The sequence below is a fragment of the Rhodopseudomonas infernalis genome (assembly GCF_022271405.1).
GTDB classification, from domain to species: Bacteria; Pseudomonadota; Alphaproteobacteria; order Rhizobiales; family Xanthobacteraceae; genus Rhodopseudomonas; species Rhodopseudomonas infernalis.
In genome coordinates this window covers 55,445-69,190 of the sequence record NZ_JAJNAL010000022.1, presented here as the reverse complement: position 1 = coordinate 69,190, position 13,746 = coordinate 55,445, and the positions used below count along the sequence as shown (strand labels likewise).

Sequence of the window (13,746 nt, the reverse complement as noted above, 5' to 3'; positions counted from 1 at the left end):
ATTACTTCGAAATCAGTTCGCGGATCCGCGCCGCCAGCGTGTCGACCGCGAACGGCTTGGTCAGCACCGCCATGCCCGGCTCGAGTTGGCCGTTGTTGAGCAGCGCGTTCTCGGCAAAGCCGGTGATGAACAGCACGTTGAGGTCGGGCCGCGTCTCGCGGGCGGCGTCGGCCAATTGCCGACCGTTCATCCCGCCCGGCAGGCCGACGTCGGTCACCAGCAGGTCGATCCGCGCGTCGGATTGCAGCAATTTCAGTCCGCCGACGCTGTCGGCGGCCTCCAGCGCGGTGTAACCGAGATCGCCGAGCACATCAGAGACGAGCATCCGCACCGTGGGTTCGTCGTCGACGATCAGCACCGTTTCGCCGGCCTCGGCGAAGGAGATCACGCCGGAGTCCGGACTGCGCTCGTCGTCCTCCTCTTCGCCCCGGTGCCGGGGCAGATAGATGCACACCATCGTGCCTTGGCCGACCTCGGAATAGATCCGCACCTGCCCGCCGGACTGCTGCGCAAAGCCGTAGATCATCGACAGGCCGAGCCCGGTGCCCTTGCCAATCGGTTTGGTGGTGAAGAACGGATCGAACGCCTTGCCGATGACGTCGCGCGTCATGCCGGTGCCGGTGTCGGACACGCACAGCGAGACGTATTGTCCGGTCGGAATATCGTAGATATTCGCCTGCGCACGATCGATCCAGCGATTGCCGGTCTCGATCGTGATCTTGCCGCCGTCCGGCATCGCGTCGCGGGCATTGATGCACAGGTTGAGCAGCGCGCTTTCGAGCTGCGGCACGTCGACCAGCACCGCCCACAGCCCGGTGGCGCCGACGTGCTGCACCTCAATGCCCGGCCCTACCGTGCGCTGCACGAGATCGAGCATCCCGCTCACCAGCCGGTTGACGTTGGCAGCCGTCGGGGTCAACGTCTGGCGGCGCGCAAAGGCGAGCAGCCGATGCGTCAGCGACGCTGCGCGCTTCACCGCGCCCTGCGCAGCGACCATGTATTTGTCGACGTCGCCCAGTCGGCCCTGACGGATCCGGGTGTTCATCATCTCCAGGCTGCCGGAGATGCCGGCGAGCAGATTGTTGAAGTCGTGCGCCAGGCCGCCGGTGAGCTGGCCGACCGCTTCCATTTTCTGCGATTGCCGAAGCTGCTCTTCGGAGCGCATCAGCTCGGCGCGACTTTCGGCGATGCGCTGCTCCAGCGTCTCGTTGAGCGCGCGCAGCTCGGCGATGGCGCGGTCGCGCTCCTCGACCAGCACGCGGCGATCCTCGATGTCGATCAGCACGCCGGGGAAGCTGAGCGGCGTGCCGTCGGCGCCGAGATCGACGCGGCCGTTGGCCTCGAGCCAGTAGTACTTTCCATCGGCACGGCGCACCCGGTACTGATGCGCGTAGGGTCCGCCGCGGCGGATGGCCTCGTCGATCGCGGCGGCTAGCGCGGCCTGGTCATCGGGATGAACCGTTTCGACGACCTGGGCGAGGCTGAGGCCGTTGCGACCTTTTTTCGGATCGAGACCGAACGAGAGCGCGAACGCCTCGTCGACGGTGAAGCGGTCGCTCGGCAGGTCCCACAACCAGGTGCCGATGATGGCGCCTGCGGCGAGCGCGAGCTGGACACGCTGCACGTTCTCGCGCGCGATCCTTTCGCTCTCGCGCAAGGCGGCCTCGGCGCGCTTGCGCGCGGTGATGTCGCGGAACAGCACCGAGACCTGACGCAGCTCCGGCGGCTCGATCCGCGTCGCCGATACTTCGATGATGCGGTTCACCGCGAGAAATTCGCGCTCGAAATGCAGCGGCTGACCGGTGACGAGCACGCTGCGATACAGTTCGGCCCAGCCGTCGGCCTCGTCCGGCACCAGGTCTCGCAACGTCCGGCCAACGATATTGGGGATGCCGGTCTGCTTCTCATAGCCGGCATTTGCTTCGATATGCGTGTAGTCACTCAGCGGACCGTGCGGACCGTCGAAGAATTCGATGATGCAGAAACCGTCGTCGATCGCCTCGAACAGCGCCCGGTAGCGCGCCTCGCTACGACCAACGGCGTCGTTGGCGGCGCTCTGGTCGCGGAGCGCCTGCTGCAGTTTGGCATTGGCCTCCTCAAGCGCCTTGGCGTTGCGCATCGACTCGGTGTTTTCGAGACATCCGCAGAAAAAACCGCCGATGCTGCCGCCGTCGTCGAGGCGGATCGGAGTGTAGAAATAGGTGAACCAGGTCTCTTCCGCGTAGCCCTTGCGCTGTATCCGCAGCGGCAGATTCTGCTGCGAAAGCGCTTCGCCCCCATAGGCCCGCGTCACCAGCGGCTCGAGATCCGACCAGATTTCCGGCCATACGTCCCGGAAACTGCGTCCGAGCGCATCGGGATGCCGGCTGGCCAGCAGTTCCACATAGCCGTCGTTGTAAAGCAGCGTCTGCTCGGGGCCCCAGACGATGAAGGATGGGATGGCCGAGGCCAGCATCGTGGCCGCGCTCACGCGCAGCGGCGGCGGCCAGCCGTCCCACGGGCCCAGCGGCGTGCAAGACCAGTCGTGCGACTGCACGGCTGCGCTCATCCCGTCAGATTCCAGCAAACCAAAGAGGGTGTCAGGCACGGTCGGCGTCTGAATCCATGATGTTGTTAGCGTGCCGGTGCGTGATGGGACGCGACGCGGAAGGTGCCGACCCGGAACTTCTACGAACGCCACGCTCATAACGTTTGCCGCGCCGGAAGGTTGCATTTGTCATTAACAAACAGCGTTTGTCAAAACGTCCAGAGGCCACACGCCTCGTCCTGGCGTCGCATGGCCTGGCGCGAGGCGAGCGGCGATCACGCTATCGCGCGAGCCGGTGCCCTAAACAACCGGCGCAGTCGCGTGCGCGATCCCGGCGCCCATCAATGGATGGCGGCGTACATGATTTTCTCTTCGGTCGCGTCCAGGCAGGAGAATTCCTCGACCACCTTGCCTTGTCGGCTGACCAGAATGCGATCGGACAGCGCCAGAATTTCCGGCAGATAGGACGAGATCACCACCACCGCCCTTCCCTCGTCGGCGAGCCGGTTGATCAGTTCGTGAATCTCGACGATGGCGCCGACATCGACGCCGCGGGTTGGCTCGTCGAAAATCACCACGCTCGGATCCTGCGCGAGCGATTTGGCGATCACGACCTTCTGCTGATTGCCGCCGGATAGTTCCACCACCTTGGCCTTGGTGCTGATCGCCCGGACGTTGAGCCGCTTGATCCAGTCCTCGCCGCTGGTCTGTGCCTCGCGGCGCGACAGCAGGAAGCGGCCGCCGGGAAACTTGGCGAGCAGCCCGAGATAGACGTTGCGGGCGATCGACATCGTCTCGAAGAAGCCTTCGACTTTGCGGTCCTCGGTGATGTAGGCGATGCCGTCCTTCACCGCAGGCGCCGGCACGCGGTAGCGTACCGGCTCGCCGCGCAGCAGGATCTCGCCGCCGTGGAACATGTCGCGCTTGAGCACGCCGGCGGCGATCTTGAAGGTCTCGGTCCGCCCCGCCCCGACCAGGCCGAATACGCCGGTGATCTGGCCGGCGAAGATCGACAGCGAATTGTTCTTCACCATCGGCGCCAGCTTCAGATTCTGGATCGTCAGCATCCGCTCGCCGGCCGGGCGCACCGTGGCCTTGCGCGTGCCGTACAGCGTGTTCGACAGATCGCGTCCAACCATCGCCTGGATGATGCGATCGCGATCGAAATTGCGGGCGTCGTCGGTGACGACGTGCTTGCTGTCGCGCAGCACGGTGATGCGGTCGGCGAGCAGCAGCGCCTCTTCCAGCGCGTGCGAGATGAACACGATCGACACGCCGCGCTTCTTCAGGTCGCGCACCAGGTCGAAGAAGTACTTCTTCTCCTCCGGCGTCAGCGTCGCGGTCGGCTCGTCGAAGATGATGACCTTGGCCTGATGCAGCACCGCGCGGGCGATCTCGACCATCTGCTTCTGCGCCGCGCCCAGCATCCCCACTGTCGCAGTCGGCGTCACGTCGAAGTTCAGCGACTGCAGGAACTGCTGGGCGGCGATGTAGATGCCGCGCAGCCGGTTGTAGAACTTCTCCTGTCCGAGAAACAGATTCTGCGCCACCGTCATGGTCGGCACCAGGCTGTTCTCCTGAAACACCATACCGATGCCGAGATGCCGCGCTTCAAGCGGGGTCTTCGGCGCGACCTCCTTGCCGTCGACCAGCATCATGCCGGAGGTCAGAGTCACCACGCCGGCCATCGCCTTGGTCAGCGTCGACTTGCCGGCGCCGTTCTCGCCGACCAGAGCGTGGATCTCGCCGCGGCGCAGTTGGAAGTCGACCGAGTCGATCGCCGGCACGCCGGAATACAGCTTGGTCGCCTTACGGAATTCGAGAACATTGTCCGTCATGCGCCGACCTCGCCTTCGACCTCGGAGAGCTTGATGCGCAGCAGCCGGCCCGGTCCCTTGGCGAGAACGTAGAGGCTGCCCGCGATCTCGACCGCGGCGACCACGCCGTGATTGCTGCCGTCGACGCGGCTGTGCAGCGAATACAGCGGCGCGTAGTCGCGGCCGAGCCGCACCACGAGGCCGTAGGATCGCGGCGGCGCCCACGGCTTGATGACGCCCATGGTCTTCAGATGCGCGCCCTGCATCGGTTCACGGAACGACTGCCCGGCCCGCAGCCGCGGCACGATCCAGAATTCCGGATCGATCTCCGCCATCATCCGGCGGCGATAGGTGGCTTCGCGCAGCACGAATTCGATCAGTTGCGTCCGCGCCGTGAAGGCGGTGAGCCAGAAACCGCCGTCCGGCGCCGGCGTCAGCCGCGACGGATACATCGGCAGATGATCGAGCACCGGCTTGGCGGCACCGTCGCCGATCGCGATCAGCTGATGGCTCCAGCTCTCGCTGACCAGCACCGCATCGCCGGAAGCCGCCGCGCCGAATGCGTAACGCAGACCCGACGCGACGACCTCGACCTTTCGCGAGGCGAGATCGATCGACAGCAGCCGGCCGCTGCGCCCACGACTGAGCAGATCGCGGCCCCATTCCGCATAGGCCCGTTCGGTCGAGCCGTCGGTCGCCAGCAAGGTGCCGCTGCGTCCAGGCGCGAGCGCATTCACCGCGGTCATGCCGGAGCCGTTGATCACGATGTCGGCGCCGTCACCCGGCGCGAACACCCGCACCTCTCGCCCGGCCAGTGCGACGGCGAGCCGGCCGTCCGGCAGCGCGCACAGCGCCGTCAGCGGCTGCTCGAAGCGGCGGACCGGCGTGAGCTTGTCGCCCTCCATCCGCAGCACCGCATCGCCATCCGCGACATAGAGCACGGTGCCATCCGTGGCGAGGTCTTCGGCTGCGGGTAGCTCGGCGACCGTCTCGGCGTGTTCGAGCGCCTGGTTCGGCTTCAGCGCGCCGTCGAACGGCGGCACCGTGATGGCGCCCTCGCCGCGGCCGAGGAAGCGATGCGCGAATTCGCGAAGCGCCGGGATCATGCCTGTTTCCCCCATCGCTTGTCGTACTGCACGAAGTTCGGGTCGGCGCCCTCTAACTTGTAGCGGCCGATGCGGTTGTTGGCGATGCCGCCGAGATAGAGATGGCCGCGATGCTCGCGCATCGAGGTGATCATCGGATGATTGGCGCCCGACAGGTCCCAGAAGGATTCGAGGATCTGGCCCTGCTCGTTGAATTTGACGACGCAGCCGGTGTTGATGTTCGGGAACAGCCATTCGTCGACCGGCAGACGCTTGCCCATGCGGCGGCGGAAGTCCGGCATCCGCCAGGCCAGATCGAGCGCAGGCGAACGCATCCCGACCAAAGCCAGCCAGTAGTTGCCATCCGAGGCGAGATTGATGTTGTCCGGATAGCCCGGCAGATTGTCCATCACCACTTCGACCTTGCCGGATTTCGGCCCGTCGAACCAATAGCGCTTGATCGAGCAGCCGAAGGTTTCGGCGAACAGGATCGACTGGCGGTCGCTGGCGATCGCGATGCCGTTGGGGAATTTCAGCCCACGCAGCACGGTGCGGGTGGTGTTGGTGTTCGGATCGTAGCAGATGATGCGACCGTTGCCGCGCGCCTCGAGGCCGTCGACCGGCCACTCGTCCATCTCGTAACGCACGGTGGCTTCCGAGAAGAAGATCCGGCCGTCGTCGGCCATGTCGAGATCGTCGGCGAGCCGCAATCGGCTGTCATCGTTGACCGACCACAGGCTGCGGTTGGTTTCGTCGGTCGCCTTTTCGACCTTGCCGTCCGGCGTGATCCGATACAGCCCCATGCCGCCGATGCAGCAGTACAAATTGTCGTTGCGGTCGAACGCCATGCCCAGCGGCTGGCCGCCGATATGCGCGAACACCTCCATCCGGGTGTAGTCCGGCGCATGGAACTTCATGATATCGCCGTGCCGCGAGCCGGCATAGAGGTTGTCGTGGCGGTCGAGGATCACGTCCTCGGGCGCCTCGATCTTGCCGAGACCGATCAGCGAGACGTCGCGCAGCTTGTCGTTCTGCTCGAACGGCCCGCCCTTGCCGATCTCGGTCGACGGCGGCGGCGGCAGGTAGTGATAGGCCGGCGCTACATAGACCTTGCTGATGATGCGGTTGCGATTCTTCAGCCAGCGGATGTCGATCATCGCCGCGACCAGCAGGATGGACGCCAGCACCATGCGGTTATAGCCGCCGCGCACCGACAGCGTGGTCAGACCGTTGGTGATCAGCAGCACGATCAGCGTGCCGGCGAGCGCCTTGGCGACCGAGCCCTTGCCGCCGCCGAGCGTGATGCCGCCGAGCACGGTCGCGGTCAGCACCGTGACTTCGAGTCCGACGCCCACGTCGCCGCCGACGGTGCCGAGCCTTGCGGCGAAGAACAGCGCGCCGATCGCGGTCAGGGCGCCGCTGGCAACGTAGCACAGCGCGATGGTGCGGCGGACCGGGATGCCGGAATTATATGCCGAGCGGCGCGATCCGCCGATCGCGGTGATGTGCCAGCCCGGTCGCAGCCGCGTCAGGAAGATATGGCCGAAGATCGCGATCACGACATACAGCAGCGCCACGCTCGGGACGCCGAACACGTCGCCGCCGCCGATGAAGTCCCACAACGGAAAGTCCGGCATCGACGAGGCGATCTTGACCGAATTGCCGACCAGCAGCAGATCGTAGGCGGAGCGGAAGATGATCAGCGTGATCAGCGTGGTGATGAAGGCCCGCAGCCGCAGATAGCCGATCAGGATGCCGTTGATGCTGCCGAGCAGTGCGCCGCAGGCGATGGTGGCGACGATCACCGCCGGCACCGGCCAGTTCAGCACGTTGAGGCAATACAGCGCGCAGAAGTCGCACAGCGCGAACATCGAGCCGACCGACAAATCGATGCCGCCGACGATCACGACGAGCGCAATGCCGAGCACCACGAAGCCGATCTCGCCGGCCTGCCGCGCGGTGTCGCCGAGCGACGCGGGCGACAGGAAGCCGGGGATCGCGCGGCTGAGCGCAACCGCTACCACGATCAGCACGATCATCGGGATCGCGGTTTCGGTCCACCGCTTCGACAGGATCTCGCCGAGCAGATGATCCGGCCAGTAGCGCGACTTAAACTTGACGAGAGTTTCTTGCATGGTGCCCGCTGGACTGGATGGTCGCCGATGTGAGGGCGCGCGCCCGCAGCGGCCGCCCGCAATACGCGGGCGGCGCTGGATCGGAAAACGCGTGCGCTACTTCTTCAGGTCGCTGAGATTCCAGCACGCGGTGTCGGAGCTGGCGTTCTCCTTGGTGATCGGGATCAACGTGGTGTAGATCGAGCCCTTCACCTCGCCCGGCTTGACGCCGGACGACAGCAGCCACTTGATCATCGCCGCCATGTCGGCGGCCTGGATCGGCACGTCGTAGCTGAGGTTGAGATCGAACGCGCCCGACTTCACCAGCTCGCAGGCGCCCTTGCGCTCGCCGCCGCCCGAGGTGGCGACGAACACCTTGCCGGTGAGGCCCGCTTCCTTGACCGCCGCTGCGGTGCCGATGTCCATGCCGTCCCAGAAGCCGACGATTCCGCACAAATCCGGGTTCTGCTTCAGCACGGTCTGGGTGATCGCCTTGGCCTTGGCCGCGTCCCAGTCGGCCGCCTGAGACGACACCACCTTGATCTCCGGATGCTTGGCCAGCACGTTCTCGACGCCCTTCAGCGTATAGGCCGAGGTCGCCGCCGACAACGCGCCCTGCATGATCGCGACCTTGCCGGACTTGCCTTCGCAGGCCTTCACCACCGCCTCGGTGGCGCGCTCGCCGACCTCGATCCAGTTCGCGCCGACGAAGGCGGAGCTGCGATACACCGAGCCCATGTTGATCTGGATGATGAAGATGCCTTCCTTCTCGGCGCGCTGCAGCAGCTTGGCGTAGGTCTGCACGTCGGGATTGTGCACGATGATCGCCGCCGGCTTCTCCGAGATCAGCGTCGTCAGCGCCTGCGCGCCGGCGCTGGTGCTCCAGTTCGGATCGCGCACGATCACCTTCATGCCGAACGGCTCGAGCTCGCGCTTGACGCCGGCGAACCAGCCTTCCGTGAGGTCGAAATTCATCGCCACCGGAATATAGGCGACGGTCTTGCCGGCCAGCGCCGCCTTGAACGGCGCCTGGAACGGCTCGTCGAGCCCCTGCTGCGCGCGTGCGGGCAGCGCCATCGCCGCTACCGCGGTCGCGGCGAAGATCAGCCGTAGTGCAGTTCGCTTCAGTTGAACCGACATCATTACCTCCCCTGGTCGTTGGCCTTCGTCGCCCGGCGTTGCTCGCCGTGGCTTTGGTCGTTCGCTAGATGTCGCCCTGCTGGGCGGTCTCCTCGTTGCGCGGGTTGAGGAAGGAGTCGGCGATCACCGCGATCAGCAGCACGACGCCCTTCACCAGATTCTGCCCCGAATACGAGACGTCCATGATCGTCATGCCGTTGAGCATGGTGCCGATCAGCAGCGTGCCGATCACCACGTTGAGCACACCGCCGCGGCCGCCCGACAGGCCGATGCCGCCGAGCACGACGACCAGAATGACGTCGTAGATCATCGTCGAATTGAAGATGCGGGTCGGCATGCTGTTGACCGACGACGCCATCACCAGGCCGGCGAAGCAGCCGATCAGCGCCGCCAGCACGTATTGCAGCACGACGATCGGACGCGTCGGAATGCCGGTGACGCGCGCGGTGCTCGGGTTGTCGCCGACCGCGTAGATATAGGCGCCGGGCCGCGTGCTGCGAAGCAGGAAGGCGACGAACAGGCACGCGATCGCGAACACGATGATCGGCAATGGAACGCCGAGCAACTGCCCCTGCCCGAGCCATTCGAAGCCCTGCATGCCGGGGCTCCATTGCACCACGTCGAGCTTGAACAGCGCCGCCTGGCCGAAACCCGCGAGAAGTAGACCGCTCGCCAGCGTCGTGAACAGCGCCGGCACTTCAGCGTAGGCGATCAGCCAACCGTTGAACACACCGAACGCAACCGACAGCAGCAACGCAACCGACAGCGCGAAAGGCAGCGAGCTGCCGTCCTGCACCATCTGCAGCACCAGCCCGGGCGGCACGGCGAGCACGGCGATGAGCGAGATATCGATACCGCGGCCGATCACCACGATCGCCATCGCGAGGCCGAGGATGCCGAGAACAGAGACGTTCTGCAGCAGCGTCAGCATATTCGCAGTGGTGAAGAAACCCGGCAGAAAAACGACGAATGCGGCAAACATGACGGCAAAAATGCCGAGCACGATGCCCTGCTGACTAACCCGACTGAGCGCCATCCCAAGCCTTGCTTCTTTTTAGTTACCCGATCCTCCCCCGTCTTTTTACTAATTGCAAGGCCAAATTGTCGCACTAACAACTCGCAAATTTGTGCGCTGCATCGACGATAGATCGTCGGCGCGAATGCGTGCTGCGCGATCAAGACAGCGGCGACAATCACAGGTTGGCGATGCGCGATAATGAGACGTGCGACGGATGATAAGAGCAGGCGTCGCGCCGGGGCACGCAATCGCCGCCAAGAATGACACGTCAAGTCGCAGCGGCAGCACGCAAGACTTCGCCCCGTCATGGCGAGGAGCGCAGCGACGAAGCAATCCAGCTGCAGCGCCCGGAGTCTGGATTGCTTCGCTTCGCTCGCGATGACGGAGACGTGGATCTTGATACTCGTGCACTTCATCGATTGATTGAAGCAACCCGGCCTTTTCCAGAGGCACTGAATCCTCATCCTGAGGAGCCCGGCGAAGCCGGGCGTCTCGAAGGATGGGGCCACACAGTGCCGGTGGCGCATGATTCGAGACGGCGCTGCGCGCCTCCTCACCATGAGGTTGTACTTGTGGCTGCGCATCATCAAGATTCCACCTAGCAGAACGGCTCTCATCAAATAACTGCGCACAACGCCGTCATGGCCGGGCTCGTCCCGGCCATCCACGTCTTCCTTGCCTCAACGCACAAGAACCTGGATGCCCGGCACAAGGCCGGGCATGACGGTTAGTTGAGCGGAGCGCGACGATCCGACTACACGGTCGGCAAAATCGAAAACCGTTCGCCCGCCCCGCGCTGCGCCAGTAGCTCGGCACCCGCCTCTTCCACCGCCACCGCGTCGACACGCGAGGCCGACGGGCCGTGGTGGCATTTGGCGATCATGTCTGCGACGGTTACTTCGGCGCCGGCGAACAGCGCTTCGACGCTGCCGTCGCGGCGGTTGCGGACCCAGCCGTCGAGGCCGTAGGACTCCGCGGTCTGCGCCACCCAGACGCGATAGCCGACGCCCTGGACGCGGCCGCGGATCGTGACCTGGCGGAGGATCGCCGTCATGGCCGCTTCAATCCGAGGAAATGCACGCCGCGCTCGGCGACGAGGTCGGCGCGGGTGATCTGATCGATCAGTTCGGCGGACGCCAGCCCGGTGAGCTGTTTTGGCGCGACACCGGCGCGGATGGCGGACAACGTCTTGTGCACCGCCTCGGTCGCCGCCGCGATCGGCGCGTGGCCCTGCACCGCGATCCGTACCCGCTGCACGGCCAGATAGTCCCAGTCGGCCAGCTCCGCCGGAGGACTGCCGAGCACGATCGGCAGCGTCGTCGCGACGCTGATCGCGGCGAGCTGATCGCGCGTCTTTACCCCGGTGAAGAACAGCGCATCGACGCCGGCCGCCTCATAGGCCACCGCGCGCTCGATCGCATCGTCGAGCGAACTAATCGCGCAGGCGCCGGTGCGGCCGACGATCACCAGGCTCGGATCGAGCCGCGCGTCGAGCGCCGCCTTGATCTTGCCGAGGCCTTCGTCGTGGGAAATCAGTTGCGGCTTGGCCTCGCCATAGGCCTGCGGCAGCAGGGTGTCTTCGATGGTCAGCCCGGCGGCGCCAGCCGCCTCCAGCTCCTGCACGGTGCGGCGGACGTTGAGCGCGTTGCCGTAGCCGTGGTCGGCATCGACCAGCACCGGCAGCGCCGCGGCGCGCGCCATCCGGCGCATCTGTTCGGAAAGTTCGGTGAGCGTGATCAGGGCGATGTCGGGATCGCCGAGGATCGCCAGCGAGGCGACCGAACCGCCGAACATCCCCAGCCCGAAGCCGAGGTCGTCGGCGATCCGGATCGAGATCGCGTCATAGACCGACGCGGGGCGCACGCAGGCCGATCCGGACAGGATCGAGCGCAGCGCACCGCGGCGGTCGCGCCAGGCCATGGCGCTTACGCGAATTCCATGATCACCGCGTCGACCGCCAGCGTGGCGCCGGCGGCGGCGTGGATCTTCTTGATCTGGCCGTCGCGCTCGGCGCGCAGCACGTTCTGCATCTTCATCGCCTCGACCACTGCGAGCGTCTCGCCGGCCTTGACCTCCTGGCCTTCGGCCACGGCGATCGAGACGACGAGGCCGGGCATCGGGCACAGCACCTTCTTGCCGGTGTCGGCCTTGTCGCCTTCCTTCATCCAGCGTGCGGCAGTAGCCTCGCGCTCGGTGAAGACGTTGACGCCGACTTCGTAGCCCTGATGCGCCAGCCGGAAGCCGTTCGGGATGGCGCGGACCTGCATCGCCACCGGATGGCCGTCGAGCGTGCCTTCCCACACAGGTTCGCCGGGAATCCACGACGACAGCAGCTGGTGCGGCTGGCCGAGCGAGCCATCGGCCTCGAGGAAGCGCACCACGAAGCCCTCGCCCTCGCGGATCACGTCGAGCGGGATTTCGGTGCGATCGAGCCAGACGCAGCGGCGGCGTTCGCGGATCACCGCGCGGCCGATCATCTGGCCGGAGATCTTGCGCTTGCGCTCGCCGATGACGCGGTCGATCGCGGCGCCGACCGCGGCGATGCGGCGGGCGACCTCGCCCTCCGGCGGACGCGCCGCAAAGCCCTGCGGGAATTCCTCGGCGATGAAGCCGGTCGACAGATTGCCCTCGCGCCAGCGCGGATGCGTCATCAGTGCCGACAGGAACGGGATGTTGTGGCGGATGCCGTCGACGTAGAAGGCGTCGAGCGCGTGCGCCTGGGCCTGGATCGCCGCGGCGCGCGACGGCGCATGCGTCACCAGCTTGGCGATCATCGGATCGTAGAAGATCGAGATCTCGCCGCCTTCCTGCACGCCGGTGTCGTTGCGCACGGTGACGCCTTCAAAGCTGCTCTCGGCCGGCGGGCGATACTTCACCAGGCGGCCGATCGAGGGCAGGAAGTTGCGGAACGGATCTTCCGCATAGACGCGGCTCTCGACCGCCCAGCCGGTCAGGTGCACGTCCTTCTGCGCGATCTGCAGCTTCTCGCCGGCCGCGACACGGATCATCTGCTCGACGAGGTCGATGCCGGTGACCATTTCGGTGACCGGATGTTCGACCTGCAGGCGGGTGTTCATTTCGAGGAAGTAGAAGCTCTTGTCCTGGCCGGCGACGAATTCGACGGTGCCGGCCGAGTCGTAATTCACGGCCTTGGCCAGCGCGACGGCCTGCTCGCCCATCTTGCGGCGGGTGACCTCGTCGAGCAGCGGGCTCGGGGCCTCCTCGATCACCTTCTGATTGCGGCGCTGGATCGAGCATTCGCGCTCGCCGAGATAGATGACGTTGCCGTGCTTGTCGCCGAGCACCTGGATCTCGATGTGGCGCGGATCGACGATGAACTTCTCGATGAACACGCGGTCGTCGCCGAACGAGGCCTTGGCCTCGGCCTTGGCGAGGTTGAAGCCCTCGGCCACTTCACTGGTCGAATGCGCGATGCGCATGCCCTTGCCGCCGCCGCCGGCCGACGCCTTGATCATCACCGGATAGCCGATCTCGTCGGCGATCTTGACGGCGTGCTTGTCGTCCTCGATCACGCCGAGATAGCCCGGCACGGTCGAGACGTTGGCCTTGGCGGCCGCCTTCTTGGATTCGATCTTGTCGCCCATCGCGGCGATAGCGCCGGGGTTCGGACCGATGAATACGATGCCGGCGTCGGCCAGCGCGCGCGGGAACGACTCGCGCTCGGACAGGAAGCCGTAGCCGGGATGCACCGCCTCGGCGCCGGTCTTCTTGCAAGCTTCGACGATCTTCTCGATCACCAGATAGCTCTCGGCCGCCGCGGCCGGTCCGATCAGGACCGCCTCGTCGGCCATTTCGACGTGCAGCGCGTCGCGGTCGGCCTCCGAATAGACGGCCACCGTCTCGATACCCATGAGGCGCGCGGTCTTGATGACCCGGCAGGCGATCTCGCCACGGTTGGCGATCAGGATGCGTTTGAACATGTTCTTGTTGCTTGCGACCTTGGGGTGGTTCTGCCCTCCCGGCCGGGACGGCAATCGGCATTGCGCGTGTGCTTGTAACAATTCTGTCGCCGAGGAAAACTAGT

The 13,746-nt window shown here is 65.6% G+C and carries 9 protein-coding genes; all 9 read right to left on the bottom strand.

What is annotated here, in order from left to right:
- Window position 1: 1 nt before the first annotated feature.
- The 9 genes from LPW26_RS15755 to LPW26_RS15715 all read right to left on the bottom strand — a co-directional run bounded on the left by LPW26_RS15755 (window position 2) and on the right by LPW26_RS15715 (window position 13,642).
- Window positions 2–2,548: an ATP-binding protein gene (locus tag LPW26_RS15755; RefSeq protein ID WP_238736362.1), complete on the bottom strand. Its 2,547-nt coding sequence runs from the start codon at window positions 2,546–2,548 to the stop codon at window positions 2–4.
- Window positions 2,549–2,868: 320 nt separating this feature from the next.
- Entirely contained in the window at window positions 2,869–4,365 is a 1,497-nt protein-coding gene (locus LPW26_RS15750; RefSeq protein WP_238736361.1) for a sugar ABC transporter ATP-binding protein, read from the bottom strand.
- Entirely contained in the window at window positions 4,362–5,450 is a 1,089-nt protein-coding gene (locus LPW26_RS15745; protein ID WP_238736360.1) for an SMP-30/gluconolactonase/LRE family protein, read from the bottom strand. Before LPW26_RS15745 ends, LPW26_RS15750 begins: the two co-directional genes overlap by 4 nt.
- Window positions 5,447–7,564: an ABC transporter permease gene (locus tag LPW26_RS15740; RefSeq protein WP_238736359.1), complete on the bottom strand. Its 2,118-nt coding sequence runs from the start codon at window positions 7,562–7,564 to the stop codon at window positions 5,447–5,449. Before LPW26_RS15740 ends, LPW26_RS15745 begins: the two co-directional genes overlap by 4 nt.
- A gap of 96 nt (window positions 7,565–7,660) precedes the next feature.
- Window positions 7,661–8,683 (bottom strand): sugar ABC transporter substrate-binding protein, encoded by a 1,023-nt coding sequence (locus tag LPW26_RS15735; protein WP_238736358.1) that lies wholly within the window; start codon window positions 8,681–8,683, stop codon window positions 7,661–7,663.
- A 64-nt stretch (window positions 8,684–8,747) separates the two neighbouring features.
- A complete protein-coding gene (locus tag LPW26_RS15730; protein WP_238736357.1) occupies window positions 8,748–9,719 on the bottom strand; it encodes an ABC transporter permease in 972 nt (323 codons plus the stop codon).
- Between the two features lie 736 nt (window positions 9,720–10,455).
- The gene (locus tag LPW26_RS15725; RefSeq protein ID WP_238736356.1) at window positions 10,456–10,755 is read right to left on the bottom strand and encodes an acylphosphatase; all 300 of its coding nucleotides are present in this window, start codon (window positions 10,753–10,755) and stop codon (window positions 10,456–10,458) included.
- The gene (locus LPW26_RS15720; protein ID WP_238736355.1) at window positions 10,752–11,621 is read right to left on the bottom strand and encodes an isocitrate lyase/PEP mutase family protein; all 870 of its coding nucleotides are present in this window, start codon (window positions 11,619–11,621) and stop codon (window positions 10,752–10,754) included. Before LPW26_RS15720 ends, LPW26_RS15725 begins: the two co-directional genes overlap by 4 nt.
- Window positions 11,622–11,626: 5 nt before the next feature.
- Window positions 11,627–13,642 (bottom strand): acetyl-CoA carboxylase biotin carboxylase subunit, encoded by a 2,016-nt coding sequence (locus tag LPW26_RS15715; RefSeq protein ID WP_238736354.1) that lies wholly within the window; start codon window positions 13,640–13,642, stop codon window positions 11,627–11,629.
- Between the last annotated feature and the right edge of the window lie 104 nt (window positions 13,643–13,746).

Coding starts and splice junctions, on each gene's coding strand:
- LPW26_RS15740 (WP_238736359.1), bottom strand. CDS start 7,564: ATGCAAGAAACTCTCGTCAAGTTTAAGTCGCGCTACTGGCCGGATCAT.
- LPW26_RS15715 (WP_238736354.1), bottom strand. CDS start 13,642: ATGTTCAAACGCATCCTGATCGCCAACCGTGGCGAGATCGCCTGCCGG.
- LPW26_RS15750 (WP_238736361.1), bottom strand. CDS start 4,365: ATGACGGACAATGTTCTCGAATTCCGTAAGGCGACCAAGCTGTATTCC.
- LPW26_RS15755 (WP_238736362.1), bottom strand. CDS start 2,548: ATGAGCGCAGCCGTGCAGTCGCACGACTGGTCTTGCACGCCGCTGGGC.
- LPW26_RS15745 (WP_238736360.1), bottom strand. CDS start 5,450: ATGATCCCGGCGCTTCGCGAATTCGCGCATCGCTTCCTCGGCCGCGGC.
- LPW26_RS15720 (WP_238736355.1), bottom strand. CDS start 11,621: ATGGCCTGGCGCGACCGCCGCGGTGCGCTGCGCTCGATCCTGTCCGGA.
- LPW26_RS15725 (WP_238736356.1), bottom strand. CDS start 10,755: ATGACGGCGATCCTCCGCCAGGTCACGATCCGCGGCCGCGTCCAGGGC.
- LPW26_RS15730 (WP_238736357.1), bottom strand. CDS start 9,719: ATGGCGCTCAGTCGGGTTAGTCAGCAGGGCATCGTGCTCGGCATTTTT.
- LPW26_RS15735 (WP_238736358.1), bottom strand. CDS start 8,683: ATGTCGGTTCAACTGAAGCGAACTGCACTACGGCTGATCTTCGCCGCG.